This window comes from Paenarthrobacter sp. NPDC090522 (assembly GCF_044769225.1).
Lineage (GTDB): Bacteria > Actinomycetota > Actinomycetes > Actinomycetales > Micrococcaceae > Arthrobacter.
Window position 1 is genome coordinate 167302 of the sequence record NZ_JBIVXL010000006.1, and the last position, 23077, is coordinate 190378.

At 64.7% G+C, this 23077-nt stretch carries 19 protein-coding genes; 9 read left to right on the forward strand and 10 right to left on the reverse strand.

Translation table 11 applies throughout. The annotated features are described in order from the left end of the window. The first annotated feature begins 96 nt into the window (after positions 1 to 96). The 8 genes from ACIQT2_RS09695 to ACIQT2_RS09730 all read left to right on the forward strand — a co-directional run bounded on the left by ACIQT2_RS09695 (position 97) and on the right by ACIQT2_RS09730 (position 11038). Complete coding sequence (locus ACIQT2_RS09695; protein ID WP_402945868.1) at positions 97 to 2073, forward strand: APC family permease; 1977 nt, start codon at positions 97 to 99, stop codon at positions 2071 to 2073. Next, positions 2070 to 3437, forward strand: coding sequence for a class I SAM-dependent RNA methyltransferase (locus ACIQT2_RS09700; protein ID WP_402945870.1), 1368 nt, complete (start codon positions 2070 to 2072; stop codon positions 3435 to 3437). Before ACIQT2_RS09695 ends, ACIQT2_RS09700 begins: the two co-directional genes overlap by 4 nt. A gap of 189 nt (positions 3438 to 3626) precedes the next feature. Beyond that, positions 3627 to 6434 carry an aconitate hydratase AcnA gene (gene acnA, locus ACIQT2_RS09705; protein WP_402945872.1) on the forward strand — a complete coding sequence of 936 codons (2808 nt, stop codon included), beginning with the start codon at positions 3627 to 3629 and terminating at the stop codon, positions 6432 to 6434. A 198-nt stretch (positions 6435 to 6632) separates the two neighbouring features. Next, a complete protein-coding gene (dxs, locus tag ACIQT2_RS09710; protein ID WP_402945874.1) occupies positions 6633 to 8606 on the forward strand; it encodes a 1-deoxy-D-xylulose-5-phosphate synthase in 1974 nt (657 codons plus the stop codon). Continuing rightward, positions 8603 to 9172: a DUF402 domain-containing protein gene (locus ACIQT2_RS09715; protein WP_402945876.1), complete on the forward strand. Its 570-nt coding sequence runs from the start codon at positions 8603 to 8605 to the stop codon at positions 9170 to 9172. Before dxs ends, ACIQT2_RS09715 begins: the two co-directional genes overlap by 4 nt. Beyond that, entirely contained in the window at positions 9169 to 9729 is a 561-nt protein-coding gene (locus ACIQT2_RS09720) for a hypothetical protein (RefSeq protein ID WP_402945878.1), read from the forward strand. The genes ACIQT2_RS09715 and ACIQT2_RS09720 overlap by 4 nt, the downstream gene beginning before the upstream one ends. Positions 9730 to 9773: 44 nt before the next feature. After that, entirely contained in the window at positions 9774 to 10007 is a 234-nt protein-coding gene (locus tag ACIQT2_RS09725) for a hypothetical protein (RefSeq protein ID WP_402945880.1), read from the forward strand. 53 nt (positions 10008 to 10060) lie between these two features. Continuing rightward, positions 10061 to 11038 carry an aldo/keto reductase gene (locus ACIQT2_RS09730; RefSeq protein WP_402945882.1) on the forward strand — a complete coding sequence of 326 codons (978 nt, stop codon included), beginning with the start codon at positions 10061 to 10063 and terminating at the stop codon, positions 11036 to 11038. Positions 11039 to 11186: 148 nt separating this feature from the next. Here the strand turns inward: ACIQT2_RS09730 and ACIQT2_RS09735 are convergent, their stop codons facing one another. From ACIQT2_RS09735 to ACIQT2_RS09775, 9 genes are all read right to left on the reverse strand, one after another. Further along, positions 11187 to 13331, reverse strand: a complete 2145-nt coding sequence (locus ACIQT2_RS09735) for a 3-hydroxyacyl-CoA dehydrogenase NAD-binding domain-containing protein (RefSeq protein WP_402945884.1) — start codon at positions 13329 to 13331, stop codon at positions 11187 to 11189. After that, on the reverse strand, positions 13328 to 14581 hold the full coding sequence (locus ACIQT2_RS09740) for a thiolase family protein (protein WP_402945886.1): 1254 nt from the start codon (positions 14579 to 14581) through the stop codon (positions 13328 to 13330). Before ACIQT2_RS09740 ends, ACIQT2_RS09735 begins: the two co-directional genes overlap by 4 nt. Before the next feature lie 161 nt (positions 14582 to 14742). Continuing rightward, the gene (locus tag ACIQT2_RS09745; RefSeq protein ID WP_402945888.1) at positions 14743 to 16077 is read right to left on the reverse strand and encodes an HRDC domain-containing protein; all 1335 of its coding nucleotides are present in this window, start codon (positions 16075 to 16077) and stop codon (positions 14743 to 14745) included. Between the two features lie 59 nt (positions 16078 to 16136). After that, the gene (locus ACIQT2_RS09750; protein WP_400334517.1) at positions 16137 to 16796 is read right to left on the reverse strand and encodes a DUF3000 domain-containing protein; all 660 of its coding nucleotides are present in this window, start codon (positions 16794 to 16796) and stop codon (positions 16137 to 16139) included. 59 nt (positions 16797 to 16855) lie between these two features. Further along, positions 16856 to 17968 (reverse strand): threonine aldolase family protein, encoded by a 1113-nt coding sequence (locus ACIQT2_RS09755; RefSeq protein WP_402945891.1) that lies wholly within the window; start codon positions 17966 to 17968, stop codon positions 16856 to 16858. 10 nt (positions 17969 to 17978) lie between these two features. Next, positions 17979 to 18707, reverse strand: a complete 729-nt coding sequence (locus ACIQT2_RS09760) for an SDR family NAD(P)-dependent oxidoreductase (protein ID WP_402945893.1) — start codon at positions 18705 to 18707, stop codon at positions 17979 to 17981. Further along, positions 18707 to 20074 carry a DUF6421 family protein gene (locus ACIQT2_RS09765; RefSeq protein WP_402945895.1) on the reverse strand — a complete coding sequence of 456 codons (1368 nt, stop codon included), beginning with the start codon at positions 20072 to 20074 and terminating at the stop codon, positions 18707 to 18709. Before ACIQT2_RS09765 ends, ACIQT2_RS09760 begins: the two co-directional genes overlap by 1 nt. Before the next feature lie 185 nt (positions 20075 to 20259). Then, a complete protein-coding gene (gene msrB, locus ACIQT2_RS09770; RefSeq protein WP_400334509.1) occupies positions 20260 to 20688 on the reverse strand; it encodes a peptide-methionine (R)-S-oxide reductase MsrB in 429 nt (142 codons plus the stop codon). 14 nt (positions 20689 to 20702) lie between these two features. Then, on the reverse strand, positions 20703 to 21194 hold the full coding sequence (locus ACIQT2_RS09775) for a hypothetical protein (RefSeq protein ID WP_400334507.1): 492 nt from the start codon (positions 21192 to 21194) through the stop codon (positions 20703 to 20705). 112 nt (positions 21195 to 21306) lie between these two features. Here ACIQT2_RS09775 and ACIQT2_RS09780 point away from each other — a divergent pair, with 112 nt between their 5' ends. Then, positions 21307 to 22587, forward strand: a complete 1281-nt coding sequence (locus tag ACIQT2_RS09780) for an alpha/beta hydrolase family protein (protein WP_402945897.1) — start codon at positions 21307 to 21309, stop codon at positions 22585 to 22587. Here the strand turns inward: ACIQT2_RS09780 and ybaK are convergent. Continuing rightward, positions 22577 to 23074 (reverse strand): Cys-tRNA(Pro) deacylase, encoded by a 498-nt coding sequence (gene ybaK / locus ACIQT2_RS09785; protein WP_402945899.1) that lies wholly within the window; start codon positions 23072 to 23074, stop codon positions 22577 to 22579. The genes ACIQT2_RS09780 and ybaK overlap by 11 nt on opposite strands. Positions 23075 to 23077 lie beyond the last annotated feature (3 nt).

Consider the following 23077-nt stretch of genomic DNA (forward strand, 5'->3'; position numbering starts at 1 on the left):
TTGTCCGTGCCGCTGCGTATGACTTTACCGGTGCGACGGGCGTAAGCAGGCGACCGCCGTCATGACATCGCGGGGGATTCAGAGTAGCTTTGCGGAGTGCTGACAATACTGAATGCGGTGAAGCGGGTGTTGGTGGGCCGACCCTTCCGGAACGACCGCTTGTCCCACACCCTGTTGCCTAAACGCATCGCCTTGCCGATCTTCGCCTCGGATGCCCTGTCGTCCGTGGCCTACGCACCCGACGAAATCCTCCTGACACTGGCGTTGGCAGGCGTCAGCGCCGTGGCATTCTCCCCGTTGGTTGGCCTGGCCGTCATGGTGGTCTTGCTCACAGTGGTGGCCTCCTACCGGCAGAACGTGCACGCCTATCCCTCCGGTGGCGGCGACTATGAGATCGCCAACGTGAACCTCGGAAAATACGCCGGCCTGACGGTGGCGTCGGCCCTCCTGGTGGACTACGTCCTGACCGTGGCTGTGTCCATGTCCTCGGCTGCCGCCTACCTCACCACGGCCATTCCTGCACTGCACGGCGAACAGGCCCTCATCGCCACCATTGGCGTGGTGATCCTGGCCCTGGTCAACCTCCGCGGCATCAAGGAAGCGGGAACGGTGTTTGCTGTTCCGACGTACATCTTCATGGCCTCCATCCTGGGCATGACCGCGGTGGGCATCTTCCAGGCCCTCACCGGCCAACTCGGCGAAGCTCCTTCAGCGAACTTCACGATCGTTCCGGAAGCCGGTTTCGACCAAGGCCTCGTAGGCTTGGCCGGCGCCTTCCTCCTGCTCCGGGCATTCTCATCCGGCGCCGCGGCGCTGACCGGCGTCGAGGCCATCAGCAACGGTGTGCCGAACTTCCAGAAGCCCAAGAGCAAGAACGCCGCCACCACTTTGCTGCTCCTCGGCGCGATTGCAGCGGCCATGCTTGCCGGCATCCTGTACCTGGCCAACGCCACGAAGGTCCACATCGTCCTGGACCCGGCCACCGAGTTCCTGGTGGACGGCAAGCCGCTGCCGGAGGGGTACATCCAGAACCCTGCCATCAGCCAGATCGCCGACACCATCTTTGGTGCGGGCTCGATTCCGTTCTACGTCGTGGTGGCGGCAACGGGCATCATCCTGGTGTTCGCTTCCAACACGGCATTCAACGGCTTTCCGGTGCTGGGCTCCATCCTGGCCCAGGACGGCTACCTCCCTCGCCAGTTGAGGACCCGTGGCGACAGGTTGGCTTACAGCAACGGTGTCCTGGCCCTCGCCGCAGGCGCGTTGGTGCTCATCCTGTCCTTCAACGCCGACGTCACCAAGCTGATCCAGCTGTACATCGTGGGTGTCTTCATTTCCTTCACCGCCAGCCAGCTCGGCATGGTCCGGCACTGGGGCCGCGAACTCAAGCTGGCCCGGGACAAGGCCATCCGACGCAGGATCATCAAGTCCCGCACCATCAACATGGTGGGCTTCGGCATGACCGCGCTGGTGCTGGTGATCGTCCTGATCACCAAGTTCGAGCAGGGCGCCTGGATCGCCCTGCTGGCCATGTTCGTGTTGTTCCTCATTATGTGGAGCATCCGGGCCCACTACGACAACGTGGCCAAGGAACTGGCCGTGGACGAGGACTCCTCGCCGCGGGCCCTGCCCACGCGCGTCCACGCTGTGCTCCTGGTCTCCCATGTGCGCAAGCCTGTCCTCCGGGCACTGGCTTACGCCCGTGCATCCAGGCCGTCCCGCCTGGATGCCATCACGGTGGACATCAACGCAGAAGAGACCGAACACACCGTCCGTGACTGGGAGAAGCTGGAAATTCCCGTACCCTTGACTGTTCTGGCCAGTCCCTACCGTGAGACGGTCACGCCCATCATGGAGTACGTCAAGAACATGCGGCGCGACTCGCCCCGCGACCTGATCGTTGTTTACATCCCCGAATATGTCGTGGGCAAATGGTGGGAACAACTGGTCCACAACCAAACCGCACTCAGAATCAAGACGCGGCTCCACTTCGAACCCGGCGTCATGGTCGCCAGCGTTCCGTGGCAGCTGAAGTCCTCCGAAGAAGCAAAGGCATTGCAGGATACCCAATGAGTTCCAACAGCGTTTCCCCCCACTCCGCAGCCACGGGCAAGCACGAGGGGCCCGGCACTGAGTTGGTGGTGGACGTTGGTCCGATCGCCCACGGCGGCCACTTCGTCGCCCGCCACGAGGGACGGGTTATTTTCGTCCGCCACGGCATTCCCGGCGAGAAAGTGCGGATCCGGCTCACCGACTCCGGCGACTCGTCGCGCTTCTGGCGGGCCGACGTCGTCGACGTCCTGGAAGCTTCCCCTGACCGGGTGCAGCACTTCTGGAAGCCAGCCGACTCGCCAGGATCCTGGCGCCGTGGCGGTCCGCCGGTGGGTGGCGCCGAACTCGGCCACGTGACGCTTGGTCGGCAACGCGCACTGAAGGCCGAAGTGCTGGCCGAGCAACTCAAGCGGCTTGCCGACCTCGACCTCGCCACCGAGGTGGAACCGGTTGGCGATGCGGACGACGCCGGACTCGGCTGGCGTACGCGCGCCAGTTTCGCCGTCACGTCCAAGGGACGCCTGGGTATGCATGCCCACCGGTCCGACGCCGTGATCCCGGTCCACGAAATGCCGTTGGCCCATCCCGGAATCAATGATCTCCGGCTGTGGGACCTGGACCTGACGGGAATTGCCCGGGTGGAAGTCGCTGTTCCTGCAAACGGCTCCCGGCCCCTGGTTCTCCTTGCTCCGGAGGAAGGAACCAGCCCCAAGCGCCTGCACGGCATCCTGACGCGGCTGCCGCAGGACATTTCTGTGGCGAGCTTCGACGCCGCCAAGGGCCACGTGTTGCAACTTCGCGGACGCACCTGGGTGCAGGAGTCGGCAGCGGGGCACGAATACCGTGTGACGGGGGAGGGTTTCTGGCAGATCCACAAGGATGCTCCGGAAACCCTGGTGAACGCAGTAACCGGCTACCTCAGCGGTGGCGGGTACCTGCAGCCGGGTGCCGCGGTGGCGGACCTGTATGCCGGGGCAGGCCTCTTTACGGCACCACTGGCGGACGCCGTCGGCGTGACCGGATCCGTTCTTTCGGTGGAAGGCGCCCCGGGGACCAGCCGCGATGCCCGCAAGAACCTGCACGGTGAACCGCAGGTGGAGATTGTCCAGGGCAGGGTTGAGCGCGTCCTCCACCAGAGGGCCAGGAGCTTCGATTCGCTGGTGCTTGATCCGCCGAGGGCCGGTGCCGGCAAGGCCGTTGTGCGGCAGTTGATGGAAACCGGACCCCGCGCGATCGCTTATGTGTCATGCGATCCGGCATCGTTCGCCCGTGATTTGGGTTACTTCCACCAGGGGGGCTGGCGGTTGGAAAGCCTGCGGGCCTTCGACCTCTACCCGCACACGCACCACCTTGAGACGGTGGGGCTCCTGGTTCCGGCCAGCTAGGCAGGGAACAGTGCGGCAAACGGGATGCATGCCACTACGATGGGCGTAGTAGCCCCGGTCCACTGCCGCACTGCGCCTCCGGACCGGGGTGACCAAGAGAAAGTGCCGCCGGGCTAAGTAAGGTGCGCCTAACTGGCTAGCGGCCAACCACGCGACAAAGATAAAACCTGTTGCGAGAGGAGTCCTGCCATGAGCACTGTGGACAGCTTCGGTTCCAAAGGCGTACTGAATGTAGCCGGCACCGATTATGAAATTTTCCGGTTGAACTCCGTAGAGGGCGCAGACAGCCTTCCGTTCAGCCTCAAGGTATTGCTTGAAAACCTCCTGCGGACTGAGGATGGCGCCAATATTACGGCTGACCACGTCCGCGCCCTGGCCGGTTGGGACCCCAATGCGGAGCCCGATACCGAAATCCAGTTCACCCCGGCCCGAGTCATCATGCAGGACTTCACCGGTGTTCCCTGCGTGGTTGACCTCGCCACCATGCGTGAAGCAGTCAAGGAACTCGGCGGCGACCCCAAGCGCGTCAACCCGCTGGCACCTGCAGAAATGGTCATCGACCACTCCGTCCAGATCGACGCCTTCGGCAACGCCGGCGCACTGGAGCGCAACATGGAGATCGAGTACCAGCGCAATGGCGAGCGTTACCAGTTCCTGCGCTGGGGACAGACCGCCTTCGACGATTTCAAGGTTGTTCCTCCGGGAACCGGAATCGTCCACCAGGTCAACATCGAATACCTGGCCCGCACCGTTATGACCCGCGAAGTGGACGGCGTTGTCCGTGCCTACCCGGACACCTGTGTGGGTACCGACTCGCACACCACCATGGTCAACGGTCTTGGCATCCTTGGTTGGGGCGTTGGCGGCATCGAAGCCGAGGCAGCCATGCTCGGCCAGCCCGTTTCCATGCTGATTCCCCGCGTTGTTGGCTTCAAGCTCAACGGCAGCATCCCGGCCGGTGCCACCGCTACCGACGTCGTCCTGACCATCACCGAAATGCTGCGCAAGCACGGCGTGGTGGGCAAGTTCGTCGAGTTCTACGGTGAAGGCGTCGCCGCGGTGCCGCTGGCGAACCGCGCAACCATCGGCAACATGAGCCCGGAGTTCGGTTCCACGGCTGCCATGTTCCCGATTGACGACGTCACCCTCGATTACCTGCGCCTGACCGGCCGCTCCGAGGAGAACGTTGCCCTGGTGGAGGCGTACACCAAGGAACAGGGCCTCTGGCACGATCCTTCCCGCGAACTGCGTTTCTCCGAGTTCCTTGAGCTGGACCTCTCCACTGTTGTCCCGTCCATCTCCGGCCCGAAGCGTCCGCAGGACCGCATCGAGCTCAGCGATGCCAAGGAGCAGTTCCGCAAGGACATCCACAACTACGTCGCCATCGAAGACGGCAGCGTGGATGAGTCCCTGGATGAGTCCTTCCCGGCCTCGGACGCCCCGTCCTTCACGCACGCCGATTCCCACACCACGGACACGGCACGTGTTGCATCCGCCGCTAACGGTGCGCACGGCCGCCCGTCCTCGCCGGTGCACGTCACCACTGCTGACGGCCGCGAATTCGAGCTGGACCACGGTGCTGTGTCGATCGCGTCGATCACGTCCTGCACCAACACGTCCAACCCGTCCGTCATGCTGGCAGCGGCCCTCCTGGCCCGCAACGCCGTCAACAAGGGCCTGACCGCCAAGCCGTGGGTCAAGACCTCCGTTGCTCCCGGCTCCAAGGTGGTCACCGACTACTACGAGAAGTCCGGACTGACCCCGTACCTGGAGAAGCTCGGCTTCTACATCGTCGGCTACGGCTGCGCCACCTGCATCGGCAACTCCGGCCCGCTGGAGCCCGAAATCTCCGAGGCCATCCAGAAGAACGACCTCTCCGTAACGGCAGTCCTCTCCGGTAACCGCAACTTCGAAGGCCGTATCAACCCGGACGTCAAGATGAACTACCTGGCCTCCCCGCCGCTGGTCATCGCCTACGCCCTGGCCGGCTCCATGGACTTCGACTTCGACGCCGATGCCCTGGGCACCGATTCCGACGGCAACGAAGTGTTCCTGAAGGACATCTGGCCGAACCCCACCGAGGTGCAGGAAGTCATCGACTCCTCGATCGACGAGGGCATGTTCGCCAAGGGCTACGAGGGCGTCTTCGAGGGCGACGAGCGCTGGAAGGCCCTCGACACCCCCGCCGGCGACACCTTCGCTTGGGCTGAGGACTCCACCTACGTGCGTAAGCCCCCATACTTCGAGGGCATGAAGGCGCAGCCGGATCCGGTCCAGGACATCCAGGGCGCCCGCGTGCTCCTGAAGCTTGGCGATTCCGTCACTACGGACCACATCTCCCCGGCCGGCTCGTTCAAGTCGGACACCCCGGCCGGACAGTACCTCCTGGCCAACGGTGTTGAGCGCAAGGACTTCAACTCCTACGGTTCCCGCCGTGGCAACCACGAGGTCATGATCCGCGGTACCTTCGCCAACATCCGCATCAAGAACCAGATCCTGGACGGCGTCGAAGGTGGCTTCACCCGCGACTTCAGCCAGGAAGGTGCCCCGCAGGCCTACGTCTACGATGCCGCCCAGAACTACCAGGCTGCAGGAACGCCTCTGGTTGTGCTGGCAGGCAAGGAGTACGGCTCCGGCTCCTCCCGTGACTGGGCAGCCAAGGGCACGGCCCTCCTGGGCGTCAAGGCCGTCATCGCCGAGAGCTACGAGCGCATCCACCGCTCCAACCTGATCGGCATGGGCGTCCTTCCCCTGCAGTTCCCGGCAGGCGAGTCCGCAGCAACGCTCGGCCTCACCGGCACGGAGACGTTCGCTGTGGAAGGCGTGACCGAACTGAACAACGGCACCACGCCCAAGACGCTCAAGGTGACGGCAACGGCAGAGGACGGTTCCACCAAGTCCTTCGACGCTGTCCTGCGCATCGATACCCCGGGTGAAGCGGATTACTACCGCAACGGCGGCATCCTGCAGTACGTCCTGCGCCAGATCTCGGCATAAGGAACCGGCTGCACAGCTGATTCCGCATGGCAGCCCCGGCTGGTCACCAGACCAGCCGGGGCTCGCTGCGTTTGCGGGGATAAAGCGGGGATAAAGCGGGGATAAAGGGAAGCCAGGAGGCGCGCCCTGGCACTAAACACTGGGCCACCGGCAACGCGCTAAAGTTAACAAGCACGTCATTGACCGTAAGGAGGGCCCTTGGGACTCTTGGAAACCATCAAGGATCCACAGGATCTGGCTGAATTGTCCAGTTCCGAGCTGGACCAGCTGGCAGGAGAGATCAGGGACTTCCTGATTACCAACGTGGCCGCGACCGGCGGACATCTGGGGCCCAATCTGGGCGTTGTGGAATTGACCATGGCCGTGCACAGGATTTTCGAATCGCCGCGGGACAGCATCGTCTTCGACACCGGCCACCAGTCGTATGTCCATAAACTGCTGACCGGACGGCAGGACTTCAGTACTCTCCGGCAGCAAGGTGGCCTCTCCGGTTACCCTGACCGCGCGGAATCCGAACACGACATTGTGGAAAGCTCCCACGCGTCGTCGTCGTTGTCCTGGGCCGACGGCATTTCGCGTGCCCGCCAGTTGACTGGAGAAGGTGACCGTTTCGTCGTCGCCGTTGTCGGCGACGGTGCCCTGACCGGCGGCATGACCTGGGAAGCCATCAACAACATCGCCGCGGACAAGCGCCGCCGCGTGGTGATCGTGGTCAATGACAACGGCCGTTCCTACGCGCCGACGGTAGGCGGCCTGGCCGATTACCTGGCGTCCCTGCGGCCCACCATCGATTCCCTGCGGACGGCCCCGGCGTATGAGCGCATGCTCGACTGGTGGAAGAAGCGGCTCCAGAGCGGCGGCCCGGTGGGGCAGTTCACCTACAAGAGCCTCCATGCCATGAAGAAGGGCGTCAAGGACTGGTGGGCGCCCCAGGGCATGTTCGAGGACCTCGGCATGAAGTACATCGGGCCGGTGGACGGCCACAACCTGCAGGCCCTGGAGAATGCCCTGAACACGGCCAAGGCGTACGGGGGGCCGGTGATCGTCCACGCCATGACGGAGAAGGGCCACGGCTACGCTCCTGCCCTGGCCAACGAGGCCGACCAGTTCCACGCCGTGGGCATCATCGATCCCGAAACGGGCGAGCCGGCCGAGACTCCGGGTGCGCGTTCGTGGACGTCGGTCTTCGCCGAGGAAATCGCCGACATTGCCGATGAGCGGAAGGACATCGTCGGTATCACTGGCGCCATGCTCATTCCTGTCGGCCTGCACAAGTTTGCCGAGCGGCACCCGGAGCGCGTGATCGACGTCGGCATCGCCGAGCAGCACGCACTGACGTCCGCGGCCGGGATGGCCTACGGCGGGCTGCATCCGGTAGTGGCGGTATACGCTACGTTCCTCAACCGCGCCTTCGACCAATTGCTCATGGACGTGGCCCTCCACAAGGCGGGCGTCACTGTGGTGCTTGACCGGGCCGGCGTGACGGGACCCGATGGTCCCAGCCACCATGGCATGTGGGACATGGCCATGGTCCAGATTGTTCCCGGCCTGCATCTTGCCGCGCCACGCGACGCCACGCGCCTTCGCGAGGAACTCCGGGAAGCCGTTGCCGTGAACGATGCCCCCACGGTGGTGCGTTTCTCCAAGGGGAGCGTCGGAACGGAAATTGAAGCGATCGAACGCTTGAAGGACGGCGTGGACATCCTTGCCCGTCGGCCCGAGGGCTCAACCGAAAACGACGTCCTGATTGTCAGCGTCGGAGCCATGTCCGAGCTGGCCCTGGATGTGGCAGGCCGCTTGGGAGCGCAGGGCATCAGTTCCACTGTGGTCGACCCGCGATGGGTCCTCCCGGTGCGTAAGTCGATCATTGCCCTGGCTGCCCGCCACCGCCTGGTGATCTGCATCGAAGACGGTGTCCGTGCTGGCGGCGTGGGTTCCCGCATCCGGCAGGAAATGCGCGCGGCCGGAGTGGACACGGCCCTCAACGAGGTAGGCCTGCCCGTGGAATTCCTGGTCCACGGCTCCCGCAGCCAGGTGCTGGAGCGGGTAGGTTTGACGGCCCAAAAGATAGCGCACGACGTCGTTGCGCAGGTTTTGGGGACAAAGGTTCCGTTTGCCAGGCCCCTCCCGGGGCAGGAACACCCCACCACGGGAAGCCTGCCCACGCTGTGACCGCCGGACGCGAACCGGGTGCGTTGCAGCCGGGCGACCTCGTGGTGGCGCGCAACCGAAAATGGGACGGCACGGCCCATTGGGTAGTGCCGGGCCGGTACCTTGGCGAGGACATCCACGGCTGGTGGATCTTCCAGGGCCAAGGGGAGTTCTGTTCCCGGCCAGGGGCTGCCTTCTACACGGCATCCGATGCCGTCCTGCTGGTGCCCCGTGCAGGGGAGTATGTGGCAACGTTCTACGACGACACCTATCCGGGGGACTTCAGGATCTATGTGGATCTTGCTACAGCCCACCACTGGAAAACCATCCGGCCCGGCGTCACGGAATTTCACATGGTGGACATGGATCTCGATGTGATCCGCTCGGCTACCCGCGGAGTCTTCGTTGACGACGAGGATGAGTTCGAGGACCACTTGGTACAGATGGACTACCCCGTTGAAACAGTGGCGGTAATGCGGGACGAATGTGCGGCCCTTGTGGTCGCAGTAAGCACGATGGAAGCCCCCTTCGACGTTTCGGCGCCGGAGAGCGCCAGCGCGGAGTGGTTCAGGAAAGGACGGGCATGAGCGGCATCATCCGCACCTACAAGCGGGACGAGGACGCCGTCCTGCATTTTCGTGAGGCCTGGTACGACGAGGACGATCAGCAGTTCGTGGTCAACTACGGCGTGGTGGGCCACCAGAGCCGCACCGAAGAATCGGGGATCGACGGCGAGACGTCCCCGGAAGGGCTCATGGCGGCGTTCGCGGCCCAGTGCGCGGAAGACGGCTACGCCGTGATTCCCGAAGCCGAACAGTTCTGGGTGGTGGCGCAGTTCGCGTTGAAGAGCAAGGACGGGACCGAGCGGGACAGGTATCTGGAACGCAAGGTGAAGGCTGCGCTGACGGGCGAGCTTGCCTGGCGGGGTCTCGGGGTTGTTGACCGCACGGACATCGGCAATTCCCGCCTGAACGTTTTCTGCCTGTGCCCGGATGTCACCAAAGCGGTCAACGCCATCAAGGTCTGCATCCGCAACGAGGATCTGGACTTCACCAAGCTCAGCATCGCGGCCGCCCCGCACAGCGATCTCACTGCATTCAAGGTGAAGCACTCGCCCAAGCAAGGCGCTGGCTTTACGCTCTAAGTACCAGCCATCGCAGGCCGCAACCGTACAAAGAGGGATCTCCCATGCCGCACAAGAGCAACTGGCCAGGACACACACCGCTTCCCAAGGGCCTGGCGGCTCCTGCCAGACGTGCGCTGGCCCACCAAGGCATTGAAACCCTGGAGCAGTTGGCCGAGTTCGGCGAGCTGGAGACCTCGAAGCTGCATGGCATGGGACCAGTGGCCATTGCCCAACTGGAGGATGCCATGGAGGAGTCCGGGATCGGCTACGGAACGCCTGGCACCCCTGGCACCTGACATTGTTGCCTCGGGTGACTATGTGTCCGGGGTGTGCGTTATAGGCTGGCTTCATGACTGAATACCGACGCCTTGGCCACTCAGGACTGACCGTCTCAGCTGTTGGGCTGGGCTGCAACAACCTGGGCCGGGCCAATACTCCCACGGAGTCCCAGGAAGGCACGGACGGGGTAGTCCATGCCGCGATCGACGCTGGCGTGACCTTCTTCGACGTCGCCGATGTCTACGGCCGGGAGGCGGGCCTGAGCGAAACCATGCTCGGAAAGGCGCTGAAGGGCCGCCGGGACGACGTGGTGATCGGAACCAAATTCGGCATGGACATGCGCGGTGCCAACGGGAACGACTTCGGCGCCCGGGGGTCCCGCCGGTACATCGTCCAGGCCGTGGAGGCTTCCCTCCGGCGCCTCGGCACCGATTGGATCGATCTCTACCAGTTCCACACCCCGGATGCCGCCACGCCCATCGAGGAGACGCTGGCCGCGCTGGACGACCTGGTGCGCAGCGGCAAGGTCCGGTACATAGGCCACTCCAACTTCGCGGGATGGCAGATCGCACAGGCCGAGTACGTCGCAAGGGAGCTGGGCGGAGCACGGTTTATCTCCACGCAAAACCACTACAACCTGCTGGACCGCCGGGCCGAACTGGAAGTCCTGCCCGCGGCGGTGGAGTTCTCCTTGGGCGTCCTGCCCTACTTTCCCCTGGCCAACGGTCTGCTGACGGGCAAGTATTCGGCAGGCAAGGCACCGGAAGGTTCGCGGTTGAGCCACACCCGGACCAACCTGGTGAACGACGCCGACTGGGAGCAGTTGGGCCGTTTCGGCCAGTTTGCCAAGGAACGTGACCTCAGCGAACTGGAGCTTGCCTTCTCTTGGCTTGCCGCGCAGCCGGGCGTGGCCAGTGTCATCGCAGGCGCCACCAAGCCGGAACAGATTCGCCAGAATGCCGAAGCCGTGCGGTGGGTGCCCACGCAGGAGGAACGCGAAGAACTGGATGGGATCTTCCCGAAGTCTCCGAAGGTGGCCTTGTTTTAGCGGACAGTCAGGTGGTGGACGGCCACCCAGCGGAGCGATGCAGAAGCGCCTCGTAGGCAGCGAAGGGCCGGGGAACGGAAAATCCGTTCCCCGGCCCTTCCGGCGTCTGTGGCGGACCCTGCGCTGCCGCCAGGCCGCCGCCGCGTCACTAGACCGCCGCGGAGGCCACCCCGGGGGCCAGGAACCGCTTGCCGTTCACTCTTTCCGAGGCGCCCACGCGGTCCAGGTACGGCGTGATCCCACCCAGGAACATCGGCCAGCCTGGGCCCATGATCATGCAGAGATCGATGTCCTCCGGTCCGGCCACCACCCCCTCCTTAAGCATCAGCCCGATCTCTTCCGCCAGCGCATCCTGCGTCCGACGCAGGACGTCGGCGCCGGTGGACGGGGTGCTTCCAAAGGACAGGATAGCGAGGGTCTCCGCAGGGATGGCGGGCGTTCCGGCGGCGTCCGGAACCCACAACGTGGTGATCCCGTTGTCGATCAGCTTCTGCAGGTTCTGGGACACGGGGAACCGGTCGCCGAAAGCTGCATGGAGCGATTCCTGGACGTGCTGGGCGACGGGGAGGCCCACCATGGCGCTCAGGGTGAACGGTGTCATGGGCAGGCCCATGGGGCGCAGTGCGGTGTCTGCCACATCGGCAGGGGTGCCTTCGTCGAAGGCTGCGATGACTTCGCCCATGAGGCGGAGGAGGACACGGTTCACCACGAAGGCAGCCGCGTCCTTCACCAGTACCGCAGTCTTCTTCAGGCCCTTGGCGAGCTCGAAGGCCGTTGCCAGGACGGCGTCGTCCGTGGCGGGGGCCTTGACGATTTCCAGGAGCGGCATGACGGCCACGGGGTTGAAGAAATGGAATCCCACAAGGCGTTCCGGATGCTGAAGGTCCTCCGCCATGGCGGTGACGGACAACGAAGAGGTGTTCGTGGCCAGGATGCATTCGGGGGAAACGATGGCTTCCACTTCGGCGAAGACCTGCTTCTTGACGTTTAGTTCCTCGAACACGGCCTCGATCACGAAGTCGGCGTCACTGAAGGCTGCTTTCGAGACCGAACCAGTGACCAGCGCCTTGGTGCGGTTGGCGGCGTCGGGCTTTATGCGCTTCTTGGCGAGCAGTTTATCCACTTCGGCGTGCACGTAGGCCACGCCTTTGTCCACGCGGGCTTGGTCGATATCCGTCATGACCACGGGCACCTTGAGTTGCCGGGCGAAGAGGAGGGCAAGTTGGCTCGCCATCAGGCCGGCGCCCACTACGCCCACCTTCGTGACGGGCCGGGCAAGTTTCCGGTCGGGAGCTCCTGCCGGGCGCTTTGACCTCTTCTGGACGAGGTCAAGGAAGGCATAGACGGTGGAACGGAACTCGTCCGTTTGCATCAGGTACGCCAGCGTTTCGCACTCAAGGGCGGCCGATTCGGATTGGCTCATGGTCCGGTTGGCTTCCATGATGTCCAGGACCTTTGCCGGTGCCGGGGAAGCGTTGGAGGTCTTGGACTCCACGAACGCCCGTCCTGCCCCCACTGAGGAGGCCCAACGGCCGGCCACGGCTTCTTCGGAAGGGTCGACGGCGTTCTTCCGCATGGGTGTGGTGTGGCCGGTGATAACGCTCGCAGCCCATGCGAGGGACTGCTCCAGGAAATCGGCCGGTTCGAACATGGCATCGGCGATGCCCAGTTCGAAAGCCTGGGGTCCGGTCAAGGTGCGGTTGTTGCTCAGTGGGTTTTCTATCATCACCTTGACGGCGTTCTCCGGGCCGATCAGGCGGGGGAGGATGTAGACGCCACCCCAGCCGGGCACCAGTCCGAGGAAAGCTTCGGGAAGGGCGAGGGCGCCTGCTCCGGTTGACACCGTCCGGTAGTTGGACTGCAGCGCGATTTCCAGGCCGCCGCCGAGCGCCAGGCCGTTGATGAAGGCGAAGCTCGGCACGCCGAGGTTGGCCAGGGTGGCGTAGACCTCGTGGCCCAGCTGTGCCATCCAGAGGCCGTGGTCAGGTTCTTTGAGGTTCTTCACCGCGGAGAGATCCGCGCCGGCCACCAGGAAGTAGGGTTTGCCGGTGACGCCGACGCCCACGATCTCGCCGCGGCCTGCGCGATCCCGGAGCCCCTCGAGGGCGTTGCCGAGCTCCACCAGCGTGTTGGGGCCCAGCGTGGTGGGCTTGGAGTGGTCCAGCCCGTTATCCAGGGTGACGAGGGCAAAAGTTCCGGCACCGCCTGGCAGTTCGATGTCCTGCACATAGGAGTGTGTCACTGCCTCGTCCGGGAACAGGGCGGCAAGTTTCCGGAAGTCGTTGGCGCTCATGCGGCGGCTCCTTCTGTGGTGCGTGTGCTGGTTCCGTAGTCGGCGTGGTGCGGATTCTCCCAAATGACAGTGGCTCCCATGCCGAGGCCGATGCACATGGTGGTGATGCCGAACCGCACCGATGGATCTTCTTCGAACTGACGTGCCAACTGGTTCATGAGGCGGACTCCCGAGGAGGCCAGGGGATGCCCGACGGCGATCGCCCCGCCATAGCGGTTGACGCGGGGATCGTCGTCCGCGATCCCGAAATGATCCAGGAAGCTCAGGACCTGAACGGCGAAGGCCTCGTTGATTTCGAACAGCCCGATGTCGTCGATGCCAAGTCCGGCGTTCTTGAGGGCCTTTTCGGTGGCCGGAACGGGTCCGATGCCCATGACTTCCGGCTCGACCCCTGCGAATGCGTAGGAGACCAACCGCATCTTGACCGGCAGGCCGAGCTCTTCGGCAGTGTCGGAGGCGGCGAGCAGCGCGGCGGTGGCGCCGTCGTTCAATCCGGCGGCGTTGCCGGCGGTGACCCGGCCGTGGGCGCGGAACGGTGTCCGCAGCCCGGCCAGATCCTCAACGGTGGTCCCTGGACGCGGTGGCTCGTCCATAGTGTGGAGGGACCAGCCTTGGCCGGGCTTGAGGGTGGCCACGGGCACCAGGTCGCCCTGGATCTGTTCCTTGCCGTAGGCTGCGGCCAGCTTGGCCTGCGAGGCGGCCGCATAGGCATCCGTCCGGTCCTTGGTGATCGCGGGAAAGCGGTCGTGCAGGTTCTCAGCTGTGTTGCCCATGTTGAGCGCTGCCGGATCCACCAGCCGTTCGGACATGAACCGGGGGTTGGGATCGGCTCCGGCGCCCATGGGGTGGTTGCCCATATGCTCCACGCCACCGGCGATGACGACGTCGTACGCGCCAAAGCCGATGCCGCTCGCCGTCGTCGTTACTGCGGTCATGGCGCCCGCGCACATGCGGTCGATCGCGAAGCCCGGAACCGTTCGCGGAAGCCCCGCGAGGAGGGCGGCGGTGCGGCCGATGGTGAGGCCTTGGTCTCCGGTCTGGGTAGTAGCCGCGATGGCTACCTCGTCAACACGCCCGGCCGGGAGGGAGGGGTTGCGGCGGAGCAACTCCCGGATGCATTTCACCACGAGGTCGTCGGCGCGCGTTCCGGCATAGATGCCCTTCTCTCCGGCCTTGCCGAAGGGCGTGCGGACGCCGTCCACGAAGACGACGTCGCGGATGTTCCGTGTAGCGGTGCGGGTGGGACTCATGCGGTACTCCTCATCGAGACATGGTGCCGGGACCGCGGGGCGGTTACCGGGTGGCATTGCTGCTATGTTACTCATCAGTAACTTAGCATGCAAGGCTGGGAAAACGCAGGAGGCCCGCTTCCGAACCGGGGTTCGGAAGCGGGCCTCCTTTTGGCATGGAGTCAGGATGCGTCCTTGGTTTTTGGCTCCTTGGGCTCCTTGGGTGGAAGCGGCTGCGGGTTGAGGCAGGCCTCGGCCAGGATGGGCGCGGTCAGGGCGATCTGCCACTCGCGTGCACCCAGTGTCCGCAATTCAGTGGACACTGTTTCGAGTGAGGCATCCGACGGCGGCCGCCACATGACGCGGCGGAGGTAGTCCGGGGTGAGCAGGTTCTCGACGGGCAGCTTCAGCGTGTCCGCTTTTTCCTGCAGGGCTGGCCTGGCCGTAGCCAGGCGTGCTGCGGCTTCGGGATCCCGGTCAACCCAGACACGCGGGGGTGGCGGGGCATTGGTGGGCAGGTGCAGGGGCGGCAAGTCGGTCAGGGTGCGTGCCGCACTGATGCAGCGCAGCCATCTGGGGGCCTCGCGCTGTGCGGACCTGCCGTGGAAGCCCTTGGTGGCCAGCAACTGGGGAACCGTGGTGGGCAGGGCTTTGGCTGCGGCAACCAATGCGGAATCGGGGATGAGGCGGCCGGGGGCAACATCGCGTTTGCGCGCCAATTGGTCCCTTTCCAGCCAGAGTTCCTTGACCGCGGCCAGTTGACGTCGGTCGCGGATCTGGTGGAGGCCTGAGGTCTTGCGCCAGGGATCCACCCGCGGCGGGGCGATGCCTGCGGCGAGGATTCCGGCGAACTCCTGCTCGGCGAAGTCGAGCTTGCCGTCGGCTTCGAGGAGTTCGATCAGTTCCTCCCGGAGTTCGGCAAGGACTTCCACGTCGAGGGCCGCGTACCGCAACCACGGCTCAGGGAGGGGCCGGGTGGACCAGTCTGCCGCGGAGTGCTCCTTGGCGAGGCCGAAGCCGAGCAATTGCTCGATGACTGCGGCGAGTCCTACGCGGGGGAGTCCGGCCAGACGGGCGGCCAATTCGGTATCGAACAGCTTGTCCGGCCACATCCCCAGTTCAGCCAGGCACGGCAAGTCCTGTGTGGCCGCGTGGAGGATCCACTCAACACCGCGGAGGGCGTCGTTGACGATGTCCAGGTTGTCGAAGGGTTCGGGGTCGATGAGCCAAGTCCCGGCTCCTTCCCGGCGGATCTGCACCAGGAAGGCGCGCTGGCCGTAGCGGAAACCGGACGCCCGTTCTGCGTCGACGCCAGCCGGCCCGGTCCCTGCCGCGATGGCAGCTGCGCAGCGCTCCAGGCCGGACGGGGTGTCAATGACCAACGGCACGCCCTCCCGGGGCGTGTCCAGCTCAATGACAACAGGTACGTGGCCGTCGAAGCCTTCAACCTTGATGTGTGTTGTGGGATCAGCAACCGGGTCGCCGGCAGTGGTTTTTTCCAGGTTTTCAGGGGTCATGATTGCTTAAGCTTACCGATACCCGCCGGAGACGGCCGGGACAGGGGTGGTGGCTGGGGTCAATTGAGCCTCCTGTTGGGCAGGCCGGTCACCCCGGGAGGCAAAGGGGGAAGGCCTGCGAAGGTACAAACCATGTCCGACCACGCTTCCAGGTGAGCCTGGACGTTGGAGTTTGCGGGCGTCCAGGACGCCCTGAGTTCTATGTCGATGGTGTCCGGGCGTTCGGCCAGGGTGCCGAAGCTTTCCGACAGGATGCGGGTGGCAGTGCCGCCCGCCGCCCGGTATGGTGCGGCGTGGTTCTCAAGGGCTTCAACCAGCCAGGTCCAGGCGACCGAGCCCAACATCGCGTCATTGCCCATTTCCGCATCCATCTGGGCGCGGATGTAGGTAACGATCCGGAACTCGCCTTCCCAGACCGCAGAGCCATCCGGATCATGGAGCAGGATGAAGCGGCCGGTAGCCAGTTCGTCGTCTTCGTCGTCAGACGGGCTCCCGCCGGTGTTGTCGACGAAGGCCTTGGCGGCTGGTCCGTGGACGGGGACGCGGCGGGTGGCGGCGGTGGGCCGGAAGACCTCTGCGCCAAGGGCAACGGCATACGGCGCCAACCGGGCGGGAGCAGGGATCTCGTCCAGCCGCAATTCGCTGCGGCACTGTGCTTTTCGAAGCGTTCCCAAGGCAAAGAGAAAATCCGCGGGAACCTGTGCGAGGGCGTTCACCATCGCAGATTATGTGCCCGGGGCGGCGATCCTGTGCAGGCTCGCCGCCCCGGAATGCGGCATTATCCGGCGGCCAACTCCCGTTTGATGGCAGAGACGAACGCGTCGATGTCATCTTCGGTGGTGTCGAAAGAGCACATCCACCTCACCTCGCGCCGGGCTGCGTCCCAGTCGTAGAAGGCAAACGAGGAACGGAGCCGGTCCGCAACGCCTTCCGGAAGGATGGCAAAGACGCCGTTCGACTGGGTTTCCTGGGTGGACTGCACTCCGTCAATGCCGTCAATGGCCGTGCGCAGGCGGGATGCCATGGCGTTTGCGTGGCCGGCCGAGCGCAGCCAGAGTCCGTCCTCCAGCAGGGCGATGAACTGAGCGGAGATGAAGCGCATCTTCGAGGCCAGTTGCATGTTCATTTTGCGCAGGTACTTCAGGCCGTGCGCAGCATCCGGGTTCAAGGCAACCACCACTTCGCCGAACAGCAGGCCGTTCTTGGTCCCGCCGAAGGACAGGATGTCTACACCGGCATCGCGGGTAAACGCGCGCAGGGGGACGCCCAGGTGCGCCGCCGCATTCGCCAGCCGGGCGCCGTCCATGTGCAGTTTCATGCCCTTGGCGTGGGCATGGTCGGCGATGGCGCGGACTTCCTCCGGGGAGTAGCAGGTACCCAGTTCCGTGGTCTGCGTGATGGAAACGGCCAATGGCTGTGCCCGGTGTTCGTCACCCCAGCCCCAAGCTTCGCGGTCAATGAGCTCCGGGGTGAGCTTGCCGTCGGGGGTAGGAACATGGAGGAGCTTCATGCCGCCGATGCGTTCGGGCGCACCGTTTTCGTCCATGTTGATGTGCGCCGTTGACGCACACACGACGGCTCCCCAGCGGGGCAGGAGCGATTGCAGGGACAGGACGTTGGCGCCCGTGCCGTTAAAGACCGGGAAGCATTCAATTCCAGGACCGAACTGCTGCTCCATGACCTCCTGCAGGCGGGCGGTATAAACGTCCTCGCCGTAGGAAACCTGGTGTCCGCCGTTGGCACTGGCCAAGGCCGCGAGGACTTCGGGGTGGACGCCGGAATAGTTGTCCGATGCGAATCCGCGGACCGAAGGGTTGTGCAGCCGGCTGTTATCCGTTGTGCTGCCTGCCGAGTGGATAGCTTCTGTTGTGCTCGTCACTTGTTCATTCACGCTTTCAAGTCTATTTCGCCAGGAGGATCCGCTGGCCGTTCAGGGAGTCGGCGGGCTGGTCAAAGAGCCCGACGGCGGCGGTCGCCAGGTCTTCGACGTCGGTATAGCCGGGAAACTCCCGGCCGGGATTGGCACGCCGCATGCCGGCGTCCACGAGGGATTTCACCACGAAGACCACCGCTGCGCTCCGTTGCTCCGCCGGCCCGTTGCCGTCGCCTTGTTGGTCCCGCGCGAACCCTTCCGCAACCGCCAGGGTCCACGCCTCGGCCGCTGCCTTGGCTGCGGCGTAACTTGCCGTTGCCGCGGTGGGAGCTGCCGCCGTCGTCGATGACACCATGGCAAACCGCCCGGTGGGTGAGGATGCCAGCTGCCGGTAGAAGACGCGGGAGACGTTGCGCACGGTGGTGATGGCGCTGGATTCCAGGTCCGCCCAATCGTCGTCGCCCTGGTCTTCGATGCCGGTGGCGCTCCGCCAGCCTCCCACCAGGTGGATGAGTCCATCCACACGTTCCACGCCCAGTCCGCGAAGGGTCGCGTCAAGCTCGCGGACGGCCGCCAAACTCGCCAGGTCGCATGTCAGCGGCGTTACGCCGTGTCCGGCGTCGTGGGCGGCCGCGCCGATCCTGGCGGAGTCTGAGCCGACAGTGAATACCTTGTGGCCGGCGGCCGCCAACGCCCGCGCGGTGGCTACACCCGAAGCGCTGCTACCGCCGGTCACAAGGACTGTCAGTGGTGGCATCAGGCCGCCATCGCACCTGTGATGCCGGTGGTGGACTCGATGACGGGGCGCATCTTCTTCTCCAGTGCCTCGTAGAACATGGACAGCGGGAATTCGTCGTCGAGGACCTGGTCGGTCAGTGCCCGCGGCGGTCCGGCGAGGGGGAGCGCGTCGGGGCCCTTGGCCCATACCGAGGCTGGGTGCGGGGTGACGGTCTCGGAGATGAGCTGGTAGGCGGCAATCCAGTGTGCGGCCTTCGGCCGGTCGATGGAGCGCCAGTACAGGTCCTCGATGCGGGCACCCAGTTCAACCACGACGGCGGCAGCTTCCTCCCAGTCGATGCTGAGTTTGCTGTCGGTCCAGTGGAGCACGCGGTGCTGGTGCATCCACGCAAACAGCAGCTGGCCGCCCAGGCCGTCGTAGTTCCGGACGCGGTTGCCGGTGATGGCGAACCGGAAGATCCGGTCAAAGATCACTGCGTACTGGACCAGCTTCGCGTGCTTGCGTGCGTCCGCGTCGGCCTCTTCGTCCTTTTCGATCCGGACCGCTTCGCGGAAGGCGGTCAGGTCGCAGCGGAGTTCCTCGAGGGAGTAGAGGAAGAAGGGCATCCGCTGCTTGATCATGAACGGATCGAACGGCAGGTCGCCGCGCATGTGGGTGCGGTCGTGGATGAGGTCCCACATGACAAAGGTTCGCTGGGTCAGCTCCTGGTCTTCGAGGAGCTGGGCGGCGTCCTCAGGCAGTTCCAGGGAGGTGGTTGCGGCAGCTGCCTTCAGGACGCGCCGGAAACGGGCCGCTTCGCGGTCGGCAAAAATGGCACCCCACGTGAACGTCGGGGTCTCCCGGACTGCGACCGTTTCCGGGAAGAGTACGGCGGAGTTGGTGTCGTAACCGGCGGTGAAATCGACGAACCGGATCGGTACGAAGAGCTTGTTGGAGTACTCGCCGGCTTCCAGGCCGCCAATGAACTCCGGCCAGATGACCTCGATCAGGACGGCCTCCACCAGACGGTTGGTGCTGCCGTTCTGGGTGTACATGGGGAACACCACCAGGTGCTGCAGGCCGTCGATGCGCTGCTGCTGCGGCTGGAAGGCCTGGAGCGAGTCGAGGAAGTCCGGAACGCCGAAGCCGTCCTTGGCCCAGCGTGCGAAGTCGGCAACGAGGAGCTCCAGGTAGAGGGCGTCGTGCGGGAAGCTGGGTGCCAGATTGGTGATTGCCTCGGTGAGGGCGGCCACGAGGGCAGCAGCTTCGGCGTGGACCGCGGGATCGGCGATGGAACCGTCCTGCTCCTGGTACGACTGGAGGGCCGTGGCAGCGGCCTTGAGTGCTTTCCAGTCCGCGTTGTCGGCAGTGACAAGCGGAAGGGTGGAGGTAGCGATGGTTGTCATGGAACTCAGCCCTTTCGAAGTAGGTAATGCTTCTGAGGCGAGCGTAGCAACGGGAGAAGCATCGCTTATTCAAAATCGGGTGGAGCATAAGAGATACTGTTGCAAAACGTAGACGGTGGACCCTCAAGCTCCAGCGGAAGCCACTGAAAGGTGCGGGCTCCCGACCGGAGCCCGCACCGGAGCGATCAGGAGGCGTCGGTCTCCACCAGGCGAAGCGAAATTGAATTGATGCAGAACCGCTGGTCGGTGGGGGTGTCATAGCCTTCGCCCTCAAAGACGTGGCCAAGATGGGAATCGCAGTTGGCGCACCGCACCTCGATGCGTTCCATGCCAAGGGTCCGGTCGTGCAAATAGCGGACAGTTCCCTCGGCCAGCGGCGCCCAGAAGGAGGGCCAGCCACAGTGGGAATCAAATTTCTCGCCGCTGGTAAACAGTTGGGCGCCACAGGCACGGCACTGGTAGACGCCCTTTGTGTGGGTGTCCCAGTACTCGCCCGTGTAGGGACGCTCGGTTCCGGCCTGCCGCAGCACACGGTACTCGTCAGGGGTCAGTTCCTCGCGCCACTGGGCATCGGACTTCTCCACGGGCGCGCTGGTGTTCTCAGATGACGTCATGTCTTATGCAACGCTCACGAGTCGCCGATAAATCCCGAACCGGCATACAGATGCAGCACCGGGAGTCCCAGCTGGTCCTGGGCCTTGTTGGCCCAGTCCGTATGGAAAGTGTCGGCAATGGCATGCGGACGGGTGACCACTACCGCCTGGGCGGCCTCAAGGGACCTTACCTTGGACACCAGGCCGGCCACGGCACCGCCGTCCACGATCTCGCCGGTGACGCCGCTGCCCAAGCCGGCGAGGGCAGCCAACGACGTTGCAAGCGCCTCCGAAGCCTCCGCCCGCTCAACCTGCGGGTCCGGCGACTTCGCGCCAAGTTCCTTGAACGCCTTGGCGATATCAAGCAATGAAAGGTTCTCCAGGAAGTCCACCAGGAGATGCCGCTCAGTGTTGGCCGGAACCAGGACGACGATCGGCGCGTCGCCGTCGTCGAGCAGTTTGGCAATGTTCGCACGGTCGTCGTGCCCCAGGGGCTCTTCTGTCAGGATGACGATGGGATCGCTCATGGCTACAGCGTAGACCCGCCGAACTCCACACCGCAGGCTTTTGACCAGCAATTCTCCTCCGCCCGACGCAGGCGTGTGCGCACCAGGGCGACCGAGCAGAGAGAATGGAGCCATGGCATCGAAGAACACGCCAGCGGGCGACTCTGCAGACTCCACCCTCTCCCTTCGCGCCAAATGGGCCATCGCGGGAATCCTCACCGGAGGGTCCCTCGCGGCCTTGGTGGGAGCAGGGTCTTCGGCGCTCGCGGTCTATTTCGCGCGCCGGGTCATTACGCCGGCGGCACGTAACGAGGACCAGGAGGTCCTGGCGGTGATCCGGGGGGACAAGGGGCCACAGGTTATCCTCGCCGCCACGCCGGACACGACGATCGACGGCGTCTTCAGCCTCTTCTTCGACGGCGGCAGGGGGCATGCCAGGATCGGCAGGATCGTGTCCTATTCGCCGGCCGAGCAGACCGTGCTCCGCGAGGTGGAGCAGGTCTACAGTGGAGACCTTTCCGGGGCAAGGCGCGGTTGGTGGAGCGGTGCCGTCTATCCTGACCCGGCAGCGATCGGGCTGGCTGCCGAGGACGTGGACATTGCAGTGGACGGCGGCAAGGCTCCGGCCTGGCTGGTCAGGGCGGACGCGGCGGCACCCGCGAAAGTCTGGGCGATCATGGTGCATGGCCGGGGTGCCAACCGGCTTGAGGGGCTGCGGGCGGTGCGGACGGCCAAGGCATTGGGCCTGGACAGCCTGCTGGTTTCCTACCGGAACGACGGCCTGGCGCCCTCCGCCCTGGACGGCAGGTACGGCCTTGGCTCTACGGAATGGCGCGATGTGGAAGCCGCGATCGAGTACGCCCTGGAACATGGGGCCGAAGAAGTGGTTCTGTTTGGATGGTCAATGGGCGGAGCCATCAGCCTTCAGGCAGCAGACCTTGCCAAGCACAGGCACCTGATCCGTGCGCTGGTGCTCGATGCCCCGGTCATCAACTGGGTCAATGTCATGGCCCACCACGCCGAGATGAACAAGATTCCCTACAACGTGGGCAGGTACGGTCAGCTGATGCTCACCCATCCGCTGGGACGCAGACTGACCGGCCTCGCCGCACCCGTTGACCTCAAAGCGATGGACTGGGAAGCCAGGGCAGTTGAGCTGCGAACGCCCACACTGGTGATCCACAGCGTCGACGACGATTATGTGCCCTTTGAACCCTCAGCGAGCCTGGCGGAGAAGAACCCGGAAATGGTGACGTTCGAACCCTTCCACGGGGCGCGCCACACCAAGGAATGGAACGTCGACCCGGGCAAGTGGGAACGCCTTGTCGCGTCCTGGCTGCAACGGCAACTGGCTCCCCGCAACAACCCGGGAGACCCCGCACCGCGGCCGGGATCGGGGGACCTCAGTTCTTGACGGTACCGATCCTTGCCGTGACGGCTTGGGTCAGGCGGACGAGGTCGGCCGGAGACAGTTCAAGGTCCAGGCCGCGGCGGCCACCTGAAACGAGGATCGTGTCGAAGGCGAACGCCGACTCATCCAGCACCGTGGGGGAAGGCTGGCGCTGCCCCAAGGGGGAGATCCCACCGAGGACATAGCCCGTGCGACGCTCGGCGGCCTTGGGATCGGCCATGGCGGCTTTCTTGGAGCCGAGCGCACCCGCCACGGCCTTGAGGTCCAGGTTGCCGGACACGGGAACGATGCCCACAGCGAGCCGGCCTTCGACTTCCACCATGAGCGTCTTGAAGACCCTGGCAGGGTCCATGCCCAGGACTTCCGCGGCTTCCAGCCCGTAGCTGGCGGCCGAGGGATCGTGGGCGTAGGGGTGCGCAACGAAAGGAACGCCGGCCGCAGTCAAAGCTGCTGTGGCCGGCGTTCCCTGTGAAGCCGCTTTCTTGGCCATGGC